This is a genomic window from Roseobacter sp. HKCCD7870, from assembly GCF_037830315.1.
GTDB lineage: Bacteria > Pseudomonadota > Alphaproteobacteria > Rhodobacterales > Rhodobacteraceae > M30B80.
On record NZ_JBBLYO010000003.1, the window covers coordinates 1 to 18,414 of the forward strand.

Consider the following 18,414-nt stretch of genomic DNA (forward strand, 5'->3'; position numbering starts at 1 on the left):
TTTCTGACGGCACATAGGGCAAGGGATGCGTGGGGATCCGTTTGGACTGCTTGATGAGAGCGTTATCCACCACCGCGGGAATGAGCGCATTGAGCCCTGCAAAAATCCGTTCAGCCATGTCTGGGTAAACAGTGCTGCGCCGTTTGGTGATGCCGTGCTATGCTTTGCGCGCGACTTGTTCGGGACTATCTAATTTCGTCTCAAAGGGTGCGATGAGGTGCTCAAATTGCGATTGGGGCGGTTGGTTTTTCTGGCGCGGCGTCTGCGCAATTTTTTACACTTGGCTGTTTATTCTTAATGCTTTTCGCGACAGAGGCGCTGAACACAGCCATTGAAGAAGTTGTTGATCGCATTTCTCCAGAATGGTCGCTGGCCGCACGCAATGCCAAGGATTTGGGATCGCTCGCCGTTGGCCTCGTGTCTCTGGTCGTGGCTGGCTATATCGCGTTCATCTTCCTCAGCCTGTAACCTCTGCATCACTGAGCATAAATTCACAGATCATTGCCTTGACCCCAATGGGCGCCGCCTATACCCAATTTTTATTCGTAATCAGATGGGAAATGGGCAAAGATGGCCGCAAGAGGGCATCACCATATCCGCCCGTGAAAGGCTAGACACGTGACCATCCATACTTATCTTGGCGACCTTCCTGACGGCCTGAAACTGGGGCCGATTGTGGCGATTGATTGCGAGACAATGGGGTTAAACCCACATCGTGACCGCCTGTGTTTGGTGCAATTGTCTGACGGGGATGGAAATGCGCATCTGGTGCAGATCACCCAGGATCAAACAGCAGCCCCAAATCTTTGCGCGCTTTTGACGGATCCGAACAAGCTGAAATTATTTCATTTCGGGCGTTTCGATATCGCGGCAATGTATCATCGCTTTGGTGCTTTGGCCGCCCCTGTCTATTGCACAAAGATCGCCTCAAAACTGGTGCGCACATTCACAGATCGGCACGGGCTGAAGAACCTCGCTCAAGAATTGATTGGCGTGGATATGTCAAAATATCAGCAATCCTCTGATTGGGGAGCAAGCCATTTGACCGATGCCCAAAAGGATTACGCGGCCTCGGATGTGCTTTATCTGCACCAGATCAAGGATAAACTTGACGCCATGCTCGCCCGTGAGAACCGCCAAGAGATGGCGCAGGCGTGTTTTGATTTCCTGCCAACCCGTGCCAAGCTTGATTTGGCGGGATGGCCAGAGATTGACATCTTTGCGCATTGATCCAACCCCATGCCCCAAGGTGCCACCTATTCTCGGATCATAACATTCAGCAAGTTGGTTCTTCCGCTTGCTGCTTTGGTGGTGTTGTCTCTAATGTTTCTGTTTTCGGGGCGCCCTGATCCGAATCAAGCGTTACCTCTTGCCACGCGAAGCGCCGATGACCAATTGGGCCAGCAAGGGATGACCAACCCCCGCTTTGCGATGGTTACAGGATCTGGCGATGCGGTGGAATTGATCGCATCTTCCGCAGAGCCAAGTGATGGAGATACCAATCAAATTCTTGCCACCAATGTAACGGCAGAAATAACGCGGTTAACGGGCGGGCGCGATCAAATCACGGCCGATCAAGCCTTATGGAATAGCCAAACCGCTGACACGCGTTTAACTGGAAATATTGTTGCAACATCACCCGAAGGCTATAGGCTAGATACTGAGGAATTATCTATAAATGCCGCATCTGGTGACATTATTGCGCCCGTGGCGGTTTTGATCACATCGGACGGGATTCGCCTTGAAGCGGGGCAAATGGCAATCACTGGCCCGTCAGATCATCAGGTTGTGCATTTTCAGGGTGGCGTGCGGCTGCTATACGAGGGGAAATAGGGGGGCATATGCGGCAATTCTTCATCGCTATTTTCTTGATGGCCATAGGCCAACCTGCGCAGTCGCAGACGCAAGTGGGCTTTGGCGGCACCCCGCATGACAGCAGCGCCCCAATCGAAGTTGTCTCCGACAGTCTTGAGGTCGATGACACCAGCGGAAATGCAATATTTCGCGGCAATGTGATCGCTGTGCAGGGCGATTTGCGCATCTCAGCTGCTGAAATCCACGTCCTCTATCAAAGCAATGCCAAAACCGGCGGTCAAAACGATATCGACCAAGTGCAAGCTCTGGGCGGGGTTTTGATTACCCGCGGTGTGGACGCAGCCGAGGCTGAAACCGCCACCTATTTCGTAGCTCGCAACGAAATGGAAATGATTGGCAATGTTTTGGTCAGTCAACAAAGCGGTGTTATTGCGGGTGAGCGGATGCTACTGGATATTGCCACGGGGCAGGGCACGGTGGATGGGCGTGTGCGCACAACTTTGCAGGGGGCAAACCAGTAAGTCATGGCAAAGCGGGTGACATTAAAGGTCGAAGAGGGCGCAGCGGGTTTGATCGTTTCAAACCTCCGCAAAAGCTATCGCCGCAGACCCGTCATTCGTGATGTTTCCATGGAATTGCGCAGAGGCGAGGTCGTGGCCCTGCTTGGCCCAAACGGGTCGGGCAAAACCACCAGTTTCTATGCGATCGCGGGCTTGGTCACGCCTGATGGTGGCAGAGTAATGTTGGATGGCCACGATGTGACGCGGTTGCCAATGTATCGCCGCGCGCGGGCGGGCATCGGATATTTGCCACAGGAAATGTCGATTTTCCGCGGCCTATCGGTTGAGGCAAACATTCTATCAATCTTAGAAATATCCGAGAAAGACGCCGTAACACGGCGCAAACGCCTTGAAGATTTGCTGAGCGATTTCTCGATTGAACATTTGCGCCGCGCGCCCGCCCTATCCTTGTCAGGTGGGGAACGGCGGCGGGTGGAGATCGCGCGCTGCTTGGCGTCAAACCCGCGCTATGTGTTGCTGGATGAGCCCTTCGCGGGCGTTGACCCGATTGCAGTGACTGATATCCGCAGCCTTGTTGCCGACCTCAAAACGCGCGACATTGGTGTTTTGATCACCGACCATAATGTGCGTGAGACGCTTCAGATCGTGGATCGCGCCTATATCCTGCATGACGGCAAAATCTTAATGAGCGGCACCTCCAAAGATGTCGTGCAAGACGAGAATGTGCGCCGCGTCTATTTGGGTCAAAATTTCAAAATCGGCTGATCATCTTCTGCTTTACGTTGACAGATGGCGGGGATTCGTCGCCAAATAGGGGTGATGTTTGACAGAGCCAAAACCCTCTTATTTCCTGTCGCGCTGCTGACCGCAGGCAGAAAAAGATTTGGGCAGGCGGTATCCCTGACATCTTCTTTTATAGTGTAGCGTTGCAACCTCGCTTCAACGCTATCTTTACGTAATGGAGGTAACATGCGCTATCAAATCAGTGGGAAACAAATCGATATTGGCGAAGCACTCCAAACATATGTGAAAGACGGGCTTGGCACGGCAGTTGCAAAATATGCTGAAAGACCAACGGATTCACATGTCGTTTTCTCAAAAAGTGGGCATGAGTTCGTATGCGAATCCAATGTTCACCTTTCCACTGGACTCAGCGCATCTGCCAAAGGCAGCGATACAGAAATCTACGCGGCCTTTGATAAGTGCTGTGAGAAAATGGAAAAGCAACTACGCCGATACAAGCGCAGATTGAAAGATCATCACTGCGAACGCGCAGAACCCGTTGAACATTTCGCTGCGGCCTCGTATATCCTCGCGTCAACAGACAAAGACGAAGATGATGCGGATGACACCTTGCAGCCCATCATCATCGCAGAAACCGAAACTAAAATCCCTTCGCTCTCTGTGGGTGAGGCTGTAATGCAGATGGAATTGGCGGGCGCCCCTGTCTTGGTATTCCGAAACGAAGCGAGCGCAGGCGTAAACATCGTCTATCGCCGCGAAGACGGAAATATCGGCTGGATTGATCCCCGCTAGACCGAAATAATGACCCTGACGGGTAAGGAATACACGCGAATGGAACTTTCGATGCTCCTTGAGCCGCGAGGCGTGAAGGTTGTTTCTGATGTGACAAGCAAGAAGCGGCTTCTGCAATCTCTTGCAGATGTGGCTGAAGGTTTGCTTGACGTCAGCGCCTCGGAAATTTTCGAAGCTCTGCAAGGGCGTGAAAGCCTAGGGCCAACAGGCGTGGGACATGGCGTGGCCTTGCCCCATGCACGTTTGTCGGCGCTCACGAAAATCACAGGCGTATTTTTCCGTCTCGAACGTCCCGTCAACTTTGATTCCGCAGACAGACAGCCTGTTGATCTGGTCTTTGCGCTGTTTGCTCCTGCCGATACGGGCGTGGATCACCTCAAGGCGCTAGCACGCGTGTCGCGCACATTGCGGGATGCGGAACTTTGCGAAAAATTGCGGGCAAATTCTGACCCAATGACACTGCACGCCTTGTTGACAGGCGGCGCAGAAAGCCAAGCGGCCTAAGCCCAAGCCCCAAATCCAAAACTGACATAGTCGCGCCGATAGGCCTCAGCGCAGACCTCCTCAATTTCAGTCGTGTATATCTCGGAAAGCGAAATTGGATCGCAGGAATTGGGCAGAACGAAGGCCTGATCTTGCCCTGCTAAAGCAGGAAGGGCATTTGGCAATTCCTCGGCCCGCAACAAGAGCTCAGGCAGTTTCACCTGCGCCATGCCTTGCAAAATCGCAGTCTGGCTGGCCCAAGCAGGATCAACAGGAAGGCCCGCTCTACACGATCCACGCCCGTCAACTGGCTTTGCCCGATCCGCGACACCAGCCGCGTCACGTCTGGCAAAATATGCATGAGGTGGCGTTTACTGGGCTGCGGCGCGAATCGACATCAAATCTTGCAAGAAATCGCCAAATTCATCGCAAAGATCTGGGCGCGACAGTCCAAATGCCACCGTGGCCTGCAAGAAGCCCGCCTTTGAGCCACAATCATAACGCTGACCTTTAAAGCGGAAGCCATAAACATTGTCAGAATTTTCGATCTCATGCGCAATTGCATCGGTCAGCTGAATTTCACCACCCTTACCAGATTTGATCTTGTTCAAATTGGTCATGATTTCAGGCGTCAGAATATAGCGCCCAATCACGGCAAGGTTTGAAGGGGCGGTGCCTTCATTCGGCTTTTCAACCATGCCTTTGACCGACACCATCGCGCCATGATCTTCCTTCACGTCCAAGATCCCGTAAGAAGAGGCCTTATCTGCGGGCACCTCCATTGCGGCAACCATATTGCCGCCAGTTTCCGCATGGGCTTCAACCATCTGCTGCAAACATGGCGTTTCAGCCGCAATAACATCATCAGGCAAAATAACCGCGAAAGGTTCATTCGCAATCAGGCGCCGCGCGCACCACACTGCATGGCCCAATCCCAAGGGTCGGTTCTGGCGCAAATATGCAATCGCGCCGCTGTCCATATTGGTGCTTTTCAGCAAATCCAAAAGATCATTTTTATCCTTGCGGCGCAGGGTCGCCTCTAACTCGGGGGAGTGGTCAAAATAATCCTCAAGCGCGCTTTTTCCGCGCGATGTAACAAAGATGAATTCCTTGATCCCTGCCGCGCGCGCCTCGTCAATCGCGTATTGGATCAAGGGACGATCGACCAAAGTCATAATCTCTTTCGGGATTGATTTGGTCGCGGGCAAAAATCGCGTGCCTAGTCCTGCAACGGGAAAAATTGCTTTTGTAATTTTTTTCTTCATCTTCGCTCTCTCTGGCCAATTTTTATACCCAAGCCCATTAAGACATGCCGCCTCACCCCAACTTGGTATGTATTGAGGAATTGTGTAACGAATTTTCTCGCTAAATCATAGGGGCCAGTGTGATGCGCCTATGATTTCATGGAAGACCCCGTGCCGTGGCAACGCGCGCCGTCTCGGCCTGAACACGGTCCGCAAGTTGCCACACGACAACCCGCTTTTGATCACGGAGGGACGGGCCATAAAGACCCCCGACCTGTTCCCAATATCCTTGGCGATGAAACCGCACCCGATGCGGAACGGCGGTTGGATGAAACAGAAACAAGGAGGTGTTTTCGCCCGCTGCCGCATGCTGCGCCGCTTGGATGCGCAAGCGGTGACGATCACGCCACGCGCCATGTAGAATGACAGGCGGCTGTGGATCATCATCGCGCAAGGGCTAAAACGGGGGGCTTGGTCAAAGGATTGGCGCAGCATGAGGGGCCGCATTCGCCCTTGTTCAAACCCTGAACGCAGCTCTGCCAAAAGGCGCGCAATACGAAAGGGCGACAGATCCCCTGACAGCACGAACCGATCAATACGCCGTTTTTGCGTATATTCAAAATCCAACAATGCAGCATCCATTGACGCTGGGGGTGCATAGCGGCGCAAAAATCCTGCATAGCTTGCACCAATCTCGAACAGGGTTTTCGGCGCACGGCGGGCAGATCGGCGCGCGCTTTGTGCAAAACTATGATGGATCAATCCCCCATCAAGATAGCCCGTTTCATGCCCAGTATGATGCAATCGCATCACAAGATCTGTGTCGTAATTAAGAAAACGATAGGCCTCATCAAAGCCGCCTATTTGGCGCAAAATATCGGCTCTGAACAGCATATTTGTGCCATGTAATTTACGTGGGCCTGAGCCAGATTTGGGCTGATCCCGCCCCAATTCATCAAAGCGAACATCGCCCCATTGCACCGAAATTCCATTCCGCCCCAAAACAGTGCCCGTGAGCGCGGCCCATGGATGCTGACACATCTCATTCAGCATCAGCGACAGCCACATCGGCTCGGCCACCGCCTCATCATCTAGAAAGGCGATATATTCCGCCGCCGCATGATCAATCCCGATGTTTCGGGCGGCTGAGATATTTTCATTTTCGAACAAAACCCGCTTAATGCGGCTTGCAAAGGGCAAAATCGAAATCGCCGCCAAACCCACGTGATCAGCCACAATGATCAATTCCACAGGGCGGTGGTTTTGATGAAATACAGACAGCGCGGCGCGGCACAAGAGATCAGGGCGTCCGTGGCTGACCACGATCACGCTGACGCGCGGCTGGCTCATTCTTGGCCCATCTCCGCAAGCATGGCTTCGATCCGTGACACATCTTCAGGGTTGTTCAATTCCCAGAATTTGCGCCCTTGTGCTTCGACCTCGACACATAACACACGGCGACCCGACTCGAGGAAGCGCAATTGTTCTAACCCCTCAAGTGTCTCTAGCGGCCCTGTCGGCCAGGTCGGATAGGCCAATAGAGCCTCGGGGCGATAAGCGTAAACACCCACATGATGAAAGACGGGGGTTTCTTCAGCGTCCTCAGAAATACCCGTGGTGTAGGGGATCACTTCCTTTGAAAAATAGAGTGCTTGGTGCGCGCTGCCAAAAACGGCCGTGGTTCCGCCAACGCGGCCTACCTTACGATCCGCTTTGAATGCGGCCAAGGTTTCACCATCACAGCGCAAAACGGGCGTAGCAATGTCCGCAGACGGATCAGAGCGCAGGCCTGTGATCAACTCCTCCAAGAACCATGCAGGCGTCAGCGGCGCATCCCCCTGAAGGTTCACCACCATCTCAACATTTTGTCCAAGATTATTGAGGGCCTCTGCGCAGCGCTCCGTCCCATTCACACAGTCGGACGAGGTCATCACAACCTGCGCGCCAAAACCTTGGGCCGCGTCTCGAATACGATCATCATCCGTGGCCACATAGACCGCGTCAAAACCGCTTACGGCACAAGCGGCGCGCCAACTGCGTTCAATCAGGCTCATAGATTTGCCCGAAACCCCGCGCAACTGCACCAAGGGTTTGCCCGGATAGCGTGAAGATTGATACCGCGCGGGTATTACACAAATGACGCTCATGGCTCGATCAACTCCACGGTTGGGGCATAAGCGATGAAGAAGCTATTCTCAAAACCTGCCTTGCCATAGGTAAATTCCTGATGGGTCGAAAACTCCACCATCTGGCCGCCCGCACCGCGCAACACTGCATCGCCCGCGGCCGTATCCCACTCCATCGTGCGGCCAAGACGCGGATAAAAATCCGCCTCACCCGAAGCAACTAAACAGAATTTCAAGGATGAGCCTGCGCTGCGTAAATCTGAAATTTCATAGGCACTGATATAGGCATCCGTGGCGGCATCGCGATGTGATTTCGAGGCGACAACGCGCAAGGCGCTATTGTCGGCCTCTGCCACGGAAAGCAATTTCTGCGGGCCAATTTCATCGTGGTTATAGGGCGTAAATTCCTCAATCGATTGGCCATCCGCACGGGTGTAAAACAATCGCTGCTTCGCGGGCGCATAAACAACACCACGCTTAGGGCGGCCATCCAAAACAAGGGCAATGTTGACCGTAAAATCCCCACGGCGCTGCACAAATTCCTTTGTGCCATCAAGCGGGTCAACAATGATGAAATCCCGCAAAGATTGCCGATGGGTTTCAGCCTGTTCTTCGGTCACAAGCGCAAGATCGGGAAAGGCTGCGCGCAGACCCGCAGAGATATAGGCATCCGCCGCCTGATCAGCGCGAGTTACGGGACTGTCATCTGATTTGCTTTCAACACCAAAATCATCCGAGGCATAAACCTCCATGATTTTTTCGCCTGCCCCCAAGGCCAGGCTTCGAAACACGCGCTCGATCTTGTCAAAATCCATTTTGTAACAATTTCCTTAACCAGATTGCCTTAAATGGCCGTTTGCGGTTATCCTAATCTCGTTGGATGGGGCAAGTAGATCATATATATCTTGCCAAACAAACCGACATCTATGGATCAAGGCCAGCATCCATGTTTGAAGCGCGACAAACGAACACGATGAGGCGTAGCCTTTTTTCCATGCTTGAGGTGACCTATCACGCCTCGGTTCAAAAGGTGCGTTCATCGCACCGCAACGCCGTTTGGGCCATCATGACCAGCATATTACAGGCGGGCATGTTTGTCGGCGGATTTTATCTGATGTTCTATTTCAACGGCGCGCGCGAGGCGAAACTGCGCGGCGATTTCATGATGTATCTCTTGTCAGGGATTTATTTATACCTCTGCCATATCCGCGCGGTGGCTGCTGTCTCAGCCGCAGAAGGCGGCACCTCATCCCTGATGCAACATGGGCCGATGAATCCAATTGTGGCGATTGCATCCTCACTGATCTCGGCATTTTACGTGCAAACCATTTCGCTCTTGGTGATTTTATTCGCGCTGCACACGTTCAGCGGCACGGTGACCTTCCACAACTGGAAAGCCGCTTTAATGATTTACCTTTTGGCGTGGTTTTCTGGCTTTGGCGTTGGGCTGGTGTTTCGCGCGATGCGCCCATGGTCGCCCGAAGTAACGCAATTTGCGCAACAGGCCTATATGCGGATCAATATGGTCGCGTCAGGCAAGATGTTTGTCGCTAATATGGTGCTGGGATTCATCATTTCGATGTTTGATTGGAACCCATTATTTCACATTGTCGAACAAATGCGCGGCGCCGTGTTTGTGAATTACTTTCCGCATCATACGAATTGGGAATACCCGCTTTATGTGGCCTGTTGATTGTTGGCCTGATGGCTGAGTTTTTCACAACCAAGCGGGCCTCAATGTCGTGGGATATGGGGCGCTAGCCAAGAAGTTCGTAGAATTCCTTGTGATGTTTCCCAAATTCCTAGCGTTGCGCTGCTTGCAGGGGGCGATGTGCCTGCCTATATAGCCACCGAAACAGGCTGTTCTGAACGGCCTATACATAAGCAGTGACGGAGCCGAGATCGGGCCGTTGCCGCATGTTCGCTTGAAGAAAAGGGACCAGAAAAGATGGCTAAAGTAATTGGCATTGACCTCGGCACCACAAACTCCTGTGTTGCGATTATGGACGGCGCGCAACCGCGCGTGATTGAGAACGCTGAAGGCGCGCGCACCACCCCATCGATTGTTGGCTACACCGATGACGAACGTCTGGTGGGTCAATCGGCAAAGCGCCAAGCTGTTACCAATCCTGATAACACAATTTTTGCTGTAAAACGTCTGATCGGGCGTCGTTTGACCGATGCTGAAGTGGAAAAGGACAAGAACCTTGTTCCCTACAATATCATTGACGGCGGCAATGGTGACGCATGGGTCGAGGTAAAGGGCGAGAAATTCAGCCCCAGCCAAATTTCTGCACAAATCCTGACCAAGATGAAGGAAACCGCCGAGAATTATCTGGGCGAAGATGTGACGCAAGCCGTGATCACCGTTCCTGCCTATTTCAACGATGCACAGCGTCAGGCGACCAAAGACGCGGGTAAAATCGCAGGCCTTGAGGTGCTGCGCATCATCAACGAACCAACAGCGGCCGCGTTGGCCTATGGGTTGGACAAAAAAGACACCAAGACCATCGCGGTCTATGACCTTGGTGGGGGCACATTCGACATCACAATTCTTGAGATTGATGATGGCCTGTTTGAGGTAAAATCCACCAATGGCGACACGTTCCTTGGCGGTGAAGATTTCGACATGGCGATTGTGAATTACCTCGCGCAGGAATTCAAAAAAGAAAACAATGTCGATCTGACGCAAGACAAAATGGCGCTTCAGCGTCTCAAGGAAGCGGCGGAGAAAGCAAAGATCGAGCTTTCCTCTTCGACCCAGACCGAGATCAACCAACCGTTCATCTCGATGGGGTCAAACGGCCAGCCCTTGCACCTTGTGCTGAAGCTGACCCGCGCGAAATTGGAAAGCCTTGTGGGTGATCTGATCAAACGCTCGCTGAAACCATGTCAGGCCGCATTGAAAGATGCGGGCCTCGCAAAAGGTGATATTGACGAGGTGGTTTTGGTCGGCGGCATGACCCGTATGCCTAAGGTAATCGAAGAAGTGTCTAACTTCTTTGGCAAGGAACCCCATAAAGGCGTGAACCCTGATGAGGTTGTAGCCATGGGCGCGGCCATTCAAGCGGGCGTTTTGCAGGGCGATGTGAAGGATGTTGTTCTTTTGGACGTCACCCCACTAAGCCTGGGGATTGAAACCTTGGGCGGCGTCTTTACCCGTCTGATCGACCGCAACACGACCATCCCAACCAAGAAAAGCCAGATTTTCTCGACCGCTGAGGACAATCAAAATGCGGTGACAATCCGTGTCTTCCAAGGCGAGCGGGAAATGGCCGCTGACAACAAAATGTTGGGCCAGTTCAATCTGGAAAATATCCCACCGGCACCGCGCGGCATGCCACAAATCGAAGTGACCTTTGACATTGACGCGAACGGGATTGTCTCGGTTTCTGCGAAAGACAAAGGCACAGGCAAAGAGCAAAAGATCACCATCCAAGCATCGGGTGGCCTCAGCGATGAGGATATTGATCGCATGATCAAAGAGGCTGAGGAAAACTCTGATGCCGATAAGCAGCGCAAGGAATTGGTAGAGACCAAGAACCAAGCGGAAAGCCTGATCCACTCGACCCAGAAATCCTTGGAAGAACACTCCGACAAGGTTGATCCGACCACAGTCGAAGCAATCGAGTTGGCCATCAAAAACTTGGAAGAACAGATCGCGACCGATGATGCGGGCAAGATCAAATCTGGCATCCAAAACGTGACCGAAGCCGCGATGAAACTTGGCGAGGCGATTTACAAAGCCCAAGCCGAGGATGGCGAAGGCGGTGATGAGCCATCTGGTGTCGATGATGACATCGTAGATGCCGATTTCGAAGATCTGGACGACAGAAAGCGCTCCTAATCGGGAAATTTAATCCCGATAGACCAGCTGGGGCGCGCCTTGGCTGGTCTATGCGTTAAGAAAAGGGTGTCTACCGATGTCGAAGCGCGATTATTATGATGTTTTGGGTGTGGCGCGTGGCGCTTCGCCTGAAGAAATCAAGAAAGCCTATCGTCAAAAGGCGAAAGAACTGCACCCCGACCGCAATTCTGACAATCCGAATGCGGAAGCGCAGTTCAAAGAAGCGAATGAAGCCTACGAAGTTCTAAAAGATGCCGATAAAAAAGCGGCTTATGATCGTTTTGGTCATGCGGCGTTTGATGGCGGTATGGCAGGCGGCCCCCGTGCGGGCGGCCCTCACGCAGGCGGGGATTTCGCCAGCGCCTTTTCCGATGTTTTCGAAGACCTTTTTGGCGATTTCATGGGCGGCGGCGGTGGCCGCGGTGGGCGTCAGCGCAGCACGCGCGGCTCTGATCTGCGCTATAATATTCGGATCACCTTGGAAGAAGCCTATGCGGGTTTCAGCCGCGAGATTACCGTTCCCACGGCCATAATGTGTTCAAGCTGCTCTGGCAGCGGGTCAGAGGGCGGATCTGAACCCGTCACTTGCCCCACTTGTTCAGGCATGGGCAAAGTCCGCGCGCAACAAGGCTTTTTCACCGTGGAACGCACTTGCCCCACCTGTTCAGGCGTGGGTCAAATTGTGAAAAACCCCTGTCGATCATGCGGGGGCGCGGGTCGCGAACAAAAAGATCGTCATCTTTCCATCAAAGTGCCCCCTGGTGTTGAAACAGGAACACGCATTCGGCGCTCGGGCGAGGGCGAAGCAGGTCTACGCGGCGGGCCAGCGGGTGATCTTTATATTTTCATCGAAGTCGCCGAACATCCAATTTTCAAACGCGATGGCGTTGATCTTTACTGCCGCGTGCCCGTGTCGATGGTCACCGCTGCCTTGGGTGGCGATGTCGAGGTACCTTGCATTGATGGCGGACGTAGCCGCGTGAAGGTGGTCGAAGGCGCCCAATCTGGTCGCCAAATGCGTTTGCGCGGCAAAGGTATGCCCGCACTTCGCGGCAATGGCACAGGTGATATGTATATCGAATTGGCGCTTGAGACGCCTGTGAACTTGAATTCCGAGCAAAAAGACCTGCTTCGGAAATTCGAGGAAAGCCTGAATAAGGGGAATAACCCCCACGCGTCAGGCTTTTTCGACAAGGTCAAAAGCTTTTTCGATGATCTGAAAAACTAACGTAAACCCCCGGTGTTGCGGGGGTTTTTATTATTTTCCGATTTCGCAAGCCGCCATGACAGCCATATTCAAAATGTCATTGGCGGTGGAAACAGTTGAACAAATTTGCACAGGCCGGTCTGGCCCTGTCAAAATCGGGCCAATGACCGTAGCCCCCGCCATTTCTTGCATCAATTTCACGGAAATCGAGGCGGAGTGACGCGCAGGAACAACCAAAACATTGGCAGGGCCAGAGAGTTTGCAGAATGGATATTGCTGCATCGCGTCCCGATTAAGCGCAACATCCACCGCCATTTCACCATCAAATTCGAAATCGACCCCTTCGCGCGCCAAAATCGCAGGGGCATCCCCCATTTTCACCGCGCGCTCAGAGACCGGGTAGCCGAATGTTGAAAAACTGACAAAAGCGACACGCGGCTCAAGGCCCAAGATACGCGCAACATTTGCACCGCGCTTGGCAATCAGGGCCAGATCTTCGGCTTCGGGCCATTCATGGACAAGCGTGTCGCCCACCAAAACAACACGGCCCTTATGCATCAGCACTGTGATACCCACCGCGCCATCCTTGGCGGAGGCGTCAAAAACATGGTTGATCAAGCCCAAAACATGCGCAGATTTTCGTGTGGCCCCTGTGACCAGACCATCCCCATGCCCATGTGCAAGCATCAAAGCCGAGAACACATGACGATCCCGCGCGGCCAGTCGATGGATGTCATGCCGATCAAAGCCTTTACGTTGCAGGCGGTTGTAAAGAAAATCTTTATAGGCATCTAAGTGGCGCGTTTTTGCGGCATTCACGATCTCAAGCTCGCGCACGGCATCCGCCAAACCCGCCGCTGAGAGTTTTTCCGCAACATCAGCCTCACGCCCAACGACCAGTGCCTTGCCCAAACCATTGCGCTGATAGGCCACCGCGGCGCGCAAGACGCGAATATCATCCCCTTCGGCAAAAATCATACGCGCCTGCGCATTACGGGCGCGGGCATAAATGCCCTGCATGATGGAGGAGGTCGGATCCATCCGCGCCTGCAAATCATTGGCATAGGCATCGAGATCCAAGATTGGCCGCCGCGCTGCGCCCGTATCCATACCCGCGCGCGCAACAGCGGGCGGAATCGTATAGATCAATCGCGGATCAAAAGGTGTTGGAATGATGTAATCGCGGCCAAAAGACAGCTTTTCACCATAGGCCATTGCGACCTCATCAGGCACATCTTCGCGCGCAAGTTCGGCCAAGGCGCGCGCACAGGCGATTTTCATTTCATCATTGATGGCGCGGGCGTGAATATCCAACGCACCGCGGAACAAATACGGGAAACCAAGAACGTTATTCACCTGATTGGGGTAATCACTGCGCCCTGTGGCCACGATCGCATCCGGGCGCACCTCGTGGGCTTCTTCTGGCGTGATTTCTGGATCAGGATTTGCCATGGCGAAAATCACAGGGTTTTCGGCCATGGATTTGACCATGTCTTGCGTGACCGCCCCTTTTGCCGAAACACCAAGAAAAACATCAGCGCCGCGCATCGCGTCTTCAAGACTGCGCAAATCGGTTTTCACCGCATGGGCCGATTTCCACTGGTTCATCCCTTCGGTGCGGCCTTGGTAAACCACACCTTTCGTGTCGCAAATAATACAATTCTGATGCTGCGCCCCCATGGATTTCAGCAGCTCAAGGCAAGCGATCCCTGCCGCGCCTGCACCGTTTAAAACGATACGGACATCTTCGATTTTTTTGCCCGTCAAATGCAGCGCGTTGATCAAACCCGCCGCACAGATCACCGCTGTTCCGTGTTGGTCATCATGAAAGACAGGAATATCCATTTCTTCCTTGAGACGCTGTTCAATCATGAAACATTCGGGGGCCTTGATATCCTCAAGATTAATCCCGCCAAAGGTGGGCCCCATCAAGCGCACGGCGTTCACGAATTCATCGACATCTTCCGTGGCAAGCTCGATATCAATCGAGTTGATATCGGCAAAGCGTTTGAACAAGACCGCTTTACCTTCCATCACGGGCTTTGAGGCGAGTGCGCCTAGATTTCCAAGACCTAGAACAGCCGTCCCGTTTGAGATCACGGCAACCAGATTGCCCTTGGTCGTATAATCATAAGCGGTTTCGGGGTTTTGTGCGATCACCTCGCAGGGAACGGCCACACCTGGCGAATAGGCAAGGCTGAGATCCCGTTGGGTCGACATCGCCGTTGACGCGGAAATGTCAATTTTCCCAGGGCGGGGTTCCAAGTGATAGGCCAAAGCCTCTTCACGCGTGACCTTTGGTTTATTTGCCATAAATTCGCCTCCTCTTTCATTCGGTGTACAATCCCTTGACCGTGGCGACAACGCATCTCTTTTGTCCCTTCAAACAATGCCACAGAGACAGTAGGGTAAGCCCAAAGAAGGGGGCAGGAATGACAGGCCAAGTCACGCCAATGATGGCGCAATATCTTGAGGTGAAAGCCCGCCACGCGGATGCGTTATTGTTTTACCGCATGGGCGATTTCTATGAGATGTTTTTTGATGATGCTGTCGCCGCCGCCGAGGCATTGGACATCGCCCTAACAAAGCGCGGCCAACATCTGGGTGAAGACATTCCTATGTGCGGTGTCCCCGTCCATGCCGCTGAGAACTATTTGCTGACATTGATCCGCAAAGGATTTCGCGTTGCCGTCTGTGAGCAGCTCGAAGACCCCGCCGAGGCGAAAAAGCGCGGGTCAAAATCGGTTGTCAAGCGCGATGTTGTGCGCGTTGTCACCCCGGGCACTTTGACCGAAGACAGCCTGCTGGACGCGCGGCGTCACAATTATCTAACGGCTTATTTTGAATCACGGGACGGATCAGCCGCGCTTGCATGGTGCGATATGTCGACTGGGGGGTTTTGGGTGATGCCTGTAACCCCCGCGCGGCTTGGCCCAGAATTGGCACGCCTTGCACCGCGCGAAATTCTTATCTCGGAAAACCTTGATCCTAGCCGCATTGCCTTAATCGAAGAAACAGGCGCAAGCGTGACACGCCTTGCACCGTCAAGCTTTGACAGCGGGTCCGCAGAAACACGGATCACCGATTTGTTCAAAGTCGGCAGCCTAGAGGCCTTTGGCCAGTTTGAACGTCCTGATCTCTCCGCCATGGGGGCGGTGGCCGATTATTTGGACATCACGCAAAAAGGCAATCTGCCCCGCTTGCAACGGCCACAGCGGCAATCTTTGACGCGGGTGATGTTGATTGATGCCGCAACGCGAAAAAATTTGGAAATTACACAATCGCTGTCGGGCGGGCGCAAAGGCAGTCTTTTGGCCGTGCTCGACAAAACTGTGACCAGCGCAGGTGGGCGTTTGTTGGAGCGGCGCCTTTCCGCCCCGTCCACAGATTTTGATGAAATCACAGCCCGACATGATGCGGTGACCTTCGCGCTGTCGAATTCTTCGATTTCGGAAAGACTGCGCGAGATTTTACGGAAAGTTCCTGACATGGAACGCGCGCTGTCGCGCCTGTCCTTGGATCGGGCCAGTCCACGGGATTTGGCCGCAATCCGTTCGGGTCTGCGCCAAGCGCAGGAGGTGGCAGCACAGCTTGGTGGGATCGAACTTTCCTCGTTATGGCGCAATTTAGTGACTGATTTGGTCGGTCATGAACCCCTGATTGGGCTGCTGACAGATGCCCTGATTGAGGAGCCGCCTTTACTCGCCCGCGATGGGGGATTTGTTGCGTCAGGCTATCACCCTGAGCTAGATGAAATGCGCGCCCTTCGGGATGAGGGGCGTGGAATTGTCGCAAAAATGCAAGCCGACTATATTAGAACGACAGGCATTCCATCCCTTAAGATCAAACACAACAATGTGCTTGGCTATTTCATAGAAACGACCGCCACCCACGCGGAAAAGATGCTATCGGCCCCCCTGTCCGAACAGTTTATCCATCGCCAGACCACGGCCAATGCGGTGCGCTTTACCACAGTCGACTTGTCAGAACTCGAAACAAAGATCCTTAATTCTGGCGCGCGGGCGATTGAGATTGAAAAGCAAATCTTTGAGGCACTGCGCCACGAGATTTTAGCACAGTTTGATCCCGTCATGCGTGCAGCATTTGCCCTCGCATCAGCGGATTTTTATCTGGCCTTGGCACATATCGCGCGGGCACAAGATTGGGTGCGACCAGAGATCACAAAAGATCGCGATTTTGATATTGTCGCAGGTCGCCATCCCGTGGTTGAGGACGCGCTTCGCGGCAGCAAAGATCGCTTTGTTCCAAATGACTGCGCGCTATCGCCGCTGAGTGATGCTGCCGCCATACAATTGCTGACTGGCCCCAATATGGCGGGTAAATCAACCTATTTGCGGCAAAACGCGTTGATTGTGATTTTGGCTCAAATGGGCGGTTTCGTGCCTGCCAGATCGGCAAAACTGGGGTTGGTCAGCCAAGTTTTCAGTCGGGTTGGGGCCTCTGATGATCTTGCGCGCGGCAGGTCGACCTTCATGGTCGAGATGGTAGAAACATCCGCGATTTTGAACCAAGCCGATCATCGCGCCTTAGTTATCCTTGATGAAATTGGGCGCGGGACAGCCACCTATGACGGGCTGTCGATCGCATGGGCCACGTTGGAATTTCTACATGATGTTAATAAGTGCCGCGCGCTGTTTGCGACCCATTACCACGAATTAACCGCGCTTGCGGGCACCCTATCGGGCGCGCGCAATGCAACCGTGGCGGTCAAAGAATTTGAAGGTGAGATTGTCTTTCTTCACGAATTACGCGAAGGCGCCGCGGATCGATCCTATGGGGTTCAGGTCGCGAAACTTGCAGGATTGCCGCCTGCGGTGATCCATCGCGCCGAAGAAGTTTTGAAGAAACTGGAAAAGAATGATCGTGAGGGCGGCGCGCAGAAATCGCTGATTGATGATTTGCCGCTCTTTACCGCACAGCCTGCGCCACAGGCCCCCAAATCATCCCCGCTTGAGGATCGCCTGCACGCCGTGCATCCAGATGAGATGACGGCGCGCGAGGCGCTTGATTTGATTTACGACCTAAAGGCGTTGATGAAAGATTAGGATTTCGGTGTTGATGACACACCCACCTGCGCAGGGCGCAAAAGGCGATCATGCAACAGGAATCCTTCGGTCATAACCTGAATGATCTGGCCCGCTGTCGTGCCTGGAACGGGGGCCTCAAACATCGCCTGATGCATTTGCGGATCGAATTGGTCGCCCTCTTCGGGTTTCACGACTGTCACGCCATGTTTTGAGAAAACATTCAGAAGCTCGCGCAAGGTCAGCTCAATACCTTCGATCACACTGCCCGCAACATCACGTTGCTCATCGCCAACAGCCGATAAAGCGCGGTTGAGGTTGTCATAAACAGGCAACAAATCGCGGGCGAGACGGGTGCCGCCATAATGCTCGGCTTCACGGCGATCCCGCTCGGCACGTTTGCGCAGATTTTCGGAATCCGCCATGACGCGCAACAAACGATCGCGCAGCTGATCCCGCTCCTCAGTCAGCGCAGTAATAACGCCTTCGGGGCTGGTATCAACATCTTCGCCAATGCCTTCGGCAAGGTCGATATCCTCCTCAGGCGCTTCAATATCATCAAGGAATTGCTCTTCCTGTGGCTCTGCCAT

The 18,414-nt window shown here is 53.5% G+C and carries 19 protein-coding genes; 11 read left to right on the forward strand and 8 right to left on the reverse strand.

The window, feature by feature from the left end; translation table 11 throughout:
• The first annotated feature begins 231 nt into the window (after positions 1 to 231).
• The 7 genes from AAC637_RS11385 (at position 232) to AAC637_RS11415 (ending at position 4,376) form a co-directional block, all read left to right on the forward strand.
• Entirely contained in the window at positions 232 to 468 is a 237-nt protein-coding gene (locus tag AAC637_RS11385) for a diacylglycerol kinase (RefSeq protein WP_340303877.1), read from the forward strand.
• A 150-nt stretch (positions 469 to 618) separates the two neighbouring features.
• Entirely contained in the window at positions 619 to 1,230 is a 612-nt protein-coding gene (locus AAC637_RS11390) for a ribonuclease D (RefSeq protein WP_340303685.1), read from the forward strand.
• Between the two features lie 9 nt (positions 1,231 to 1,239).
• Positions 1,240 to 1,833: an LPS export ABC transporter periplasmic protein LptC gene (lptC, locus tag AAC637_RS11395; RefSeq protein ID WP_340303686.1), complete on the forward strand. Its 594-nt coding sequence runs from the start codon at positions 1,240 to 1,242 to the stop codon at positions 1,831 to 1,833.
• Positions 1,834 to 1,841: 8 nt separating this feature from the next.
• Positions 1,842 to 2,336 carry an LptA/OstA family protein gene (locus tag AAC637_RS11400; RefSeq protein ID WP_340303687.1) on the forward strand — a complete coding sequence of 165 codons (495 nt, stop codon included), beginning with the start codon at positions 1,842 to 1,844 and terminating at the stop codon, positions 2,334 to 2,336.
• 3 nt (positions 2,337 to 2,339) lie between these two features.
• Complete coding sequence (gene lptB, locus AAC637_RS11405; RefSeq protein ID WP_340303688.1) at positions 2,340 to 3,101, forward strand: LPS export ABC transporter ATP-binding protein; 762 nt, start codon at positions 2,340 to 2,342, stop codon at positions 3,099 to 3,101.
• Between the two features lie 204 nt (positions 3,102 to 3,305).
• Positions 3,306 to 3,872: a ribosome hibernation-promoting factor, HPF/YfiA family gene (hpf, locus tag AAC637_RS11410; RefSeq protein WP_340303689.1), complete on the forward strand. Its 567-nt coding sequence runs from the start codon at positions 3,306 to 3,308 to the stop codon at positions 3,870 to 3,872.
• Between the two features lie 39 nt (positions 3,873 to 3,911).
• Positions 3,912 to 4,376, forward strand: a complete 465-nt coding sequence (locus AAC637_RS11415; protein ID WP_340303690.1) for a PTS sugar transporter subunit IIA — start codon at positions 3,912 to 3,914, stop codon at positions 4,374 to 4,376.
• Here AAC637_RS11415 and AAC637_RS11420 read toward each other — a convergent pair.
• From AAC637_RS11420 to cysQ, 6 genes are all read right to left on the reverse strand, one after another.
• Positions 4,373 to 4,576, reverse strand: coding sequence for a hypothetical protein (locus AAC637_RS11420; RefSeq protein ID WP_340303691.1), 204 nt, complete (start codon positions 4,574 to 4,576; stop codon positions 4,373 to 4,375). The genes AAC637_RS11415 and AAC637_RS11420 overlap by 4 nt on opposite strands.
• On the reverse strand, positions 4,573 to 4,716 hold the full coding sequence (locus AAC637_RS11425; protein ID WP_340303692.1) for a hypothetical protein: 144 nt from the start codon (positions 4,714 to 4,716) through the stop codon (positions 4,573 to 4,575). The genes AAC637_RS11420 and AAC637_RS11425 overlap by 4 nt, the downstream gene beginning before the upstream one ends.
• A gap of 10 nt (positions 4,717 to 4,726) precedes the next feature.
• Entirely contained in the window at positions 4,727 to 5,620 is an 894-nt protein-coding gene (galU, locus tag AAC637_RS11430; RefSeq protein ID WP_340303693.1) for a UTP--glucose-1-phosphate uridylyltransferase GalU, read from the reverse strand.
• A gap of 105 nt (positions 5,621 to 5,725) precedes the next feature.
• Complete coding sequence (locus tag AAC637_RS11435; protein ID WP_340303694.1) at positions 5,726 to 6,949, reverse strand: glycosyltransferase family 2 protein; 1,224 nt, start codon at positions 6,947 to 6,949, stop codon at positions 5,726 to 5,728.
• The gene (locus tag AAC637_RS11440) at positions 6,946 to 7,746 is read right to left on the reverse strand and encodes a 3-deoxy-manno-octulosonate cytidylyltransferase (protein ID WP_340303695.1); all 801 of its coding nucleotides are present in this window, start codon (positions 7,744 to 7,746) and stop codon (positions 6,946 to 6,948) included. The genes AAC637_RS11435 and AAC637_RS11440 overlap by 4 nt, the downstream gene beginning before the upstream one ends.
• On the reverse strand, positions 7,743 to 8,540 hold the full coding sequence (gene cysQ / locus AAC637_RS11445; RefSeq protein ID WP_340303696.1) for a 3'(2'),5'-bisphosphate nucleotidase CysQ: 798 nt from the start codon (positions 8,538 to 8,540) through the stop codon (positions 7,743 to 7,745). Before cysQ ends, AAC637_RS11440 begins: the two co-directional genes overlap by 4 nt.
• Before the next feature lie 158 nt (positions 8,541 to 8,698).
• Here cysQ and AAC637_RS11450 point away from each other — a divergent pair, with 158 nt between their 5' ends.
• From AAC637_RS11450 to dnaJ, 3 genes are all read left to right on the forward strand, one after another.
• Positions 8,699 to 9,418 carry an ABC transporter permease gene (locus AAC637_RS11450; protein WP_340303697.1) on the forward strand — a complete coding sequence of 240 codons (720 nt, stop codon included), beginning with the start codon at positions 8,699 to 8,701 and terminating at the stop codon, positions 9,416 to 9,418.
• Between the two features lie 255 nt (positions 9,419 to 9,673).
• A complete protein-coding gene (gene dnaK / locus AAC637_RS11455) occupies positions 9,674 to 11,572 on the forward strand; it encodes a molecular chaperone DnaK (RefSeq protein WP_340303698.1) in 1,899 nt (632 codons plus the stop codon).
• A gap of 76 nt (positions 11,573 to 11,648) precedes the next feature.
• A complete protein-coding gene (gene dnaJ / locus AAC637_RS11460) occupies positions 11,649 to 12,800 on the forward strand; it encodes a molecular chaperone DnaJ (RefSeq protein WP_340303699.1) in 1,152 nt (383 codons plus the stop codon).
• A gap of 30 nt (positions 12,801 to 12,830) precedes the next feature.
• On the opposite strand, the gene AAC637_RS11465 is transcribed toward dnaJ, so the two are convergent.
• Positions 12,831 to 15,092: an NADP-dependent malic enzyme gene (locus tag AAC637_RS11465; protein ID WP_317657061.1), complete on the reverse strand. Its 2,262-nt coding sequence runs from the start codon at positions 15,090 to 15,092 to the stop codon at positions 12,831 to 12,833.
• Positions 15,093 to 15,211: 119 nt separating this feature from the next.
• Between AAC637_RS11465 and mutS the strand changes: the two genes are divergently transcribed.
• Positions 15,212 to 17,845 carry a DNA mismatch repair protein MutS gene (mutS, locus tag AAC637_RS11470; protein WP_340303700.1) on the forward strand — a complete coding sequence of 878 codons (2,634 nt, stop codon included), beginning with the start codon at positions 15,212 to 15,214 and terminating at the stop codon, positions 17,843 to 17,845.
• On the opposite strand, the gene AAC637_RS11475 is transcribed toward mutS, so the two are convergent.
• Positions 17,842 to 18,414: a nucleotide exchange factor GrpE gene (locus AAC637_RS11475; protein ID WP_340303701.1), complete on the reverse strand. Its 573-nt coding sequence runs from the start codon at positions 18,412 to 18,414 to the stop codon at positions 17,842 to 17,844. The genes mutS and AAC637_RS11475 overlap by 4 nt on opposite strands.

Excerpts from the sequence above, each read along its gene's own strand:
- AAC637_RS11415 (WP_340303690.1), top strand. The coding sequence starts at position 3,912 with ATGGAACTTTCGATGCTCCTTGAGCCGCGAGGCGTGAAGGTTGTTTCT.
- dnaJ (WP_340303699.1), top strand. The coding sequence starts at position 11,649 with ATGTCGAAGCGCGATTATTATGATGTTTTGGGTGTGGCGCGTGGCGCT.
- mutS (WP_340303700.1), top strand. The coding sequence starts at position 15,212 with ATGACAGGCCAAGTCACGCCAATGATGGCGCAATATCTTGAGGTGAAA.
- lptB (WP_340303688.1), top strand. The coding sequence starts at position 2,340 with ATGGCAAAGCGGGTGACATTAAAGGTCGAAGAGGGCGCAGCGGGTTTG.
- AAC637_RS11435 (WP_340303694.1), bottom strand. The coding sequence starts at position 6,949 with ATGAGCCAGCCGCGCGTCAGCGTGATCGTGGTCAGCCACGGACGCCCT.
- galU (WP_340303693.1), bottom strand. The coding sequence starts at position 5,620 with ATGAAGAAAAAAATTACAAAAGCAATTTTTCCCGTTGCAGGACTAGGC.
- AAC637_RS11475 (WP_340303701.1), bottom strand. The coding sequence starts at position 18,414 with ATGGCAGAGCCACAGGAAGAGCAATTCCTTGATGATATTGAAGCGCCT.
- AAC637_RS11425 (WP_340303692.1), bottom strand. The coding sequence starts at position 4,716 with ATGCATATTTTGCCAGACGTGACGCGGCTGGTGTCGCGGATCGGGCAA.
- AAC637_RS11440 (WP_340303695.1), bottom strand. The coding sequence starts at position 7,746 with ATGAGCGTCATTTGTGTAATACCCGCGCGGTATCAATCTTCACGCTAT.
- lptC (WP_340303686.1), top strand. The coding sequence starts at position 1,240 with ATGCCCCAAGGTGCCACCTATTCTCGGATCATAACATTCAGCAAGTTG.
- dnaK (WP_340303698.1), top strand. The coding sequence starts at position 9,674 with ATGGCTAAAGTAATTGGCATTGACCTCGGCACCACAAACTCCTGTGTT.
- AAC637_RS11450 (WP_340303697.1), top strand. The coding sequence starts at position 8,699 with ATGAGGCGTAGCCTTTTTTCCATGCTTGAGGTGACCTATCACGCCTCG.
- AAC637_RS11400 (WP_340303687.1), top strand. The coding sequence starts at position 1,842 with ATGCGGCAATTCTTCATCGCTATTTTCTTGATGGCCATAGGCCAACCT.
- cysQ (WP_340303696.1), bottom strand. The coding sequence starts at position 8,540 with ATGGATTTTGACAAGATCGAGCGCGTGTTTCGAAGCCTGGCCTTGGGG.
- hpf (WP_340303689.1), top strand. The coding sequence starts at position 3,306 with ATGCGCTATCAAATCAGTGGGAAACAAATCGATATTGGCGAAGCACTC.
- AAC637_RS11465 (WP_317657061.1), bottom strand. The coding sequence starts at position 15,092 with ATGGCAAATAAACCAAAGGTCACGCGTGAAGAGGCTTTGGCCTATCAC.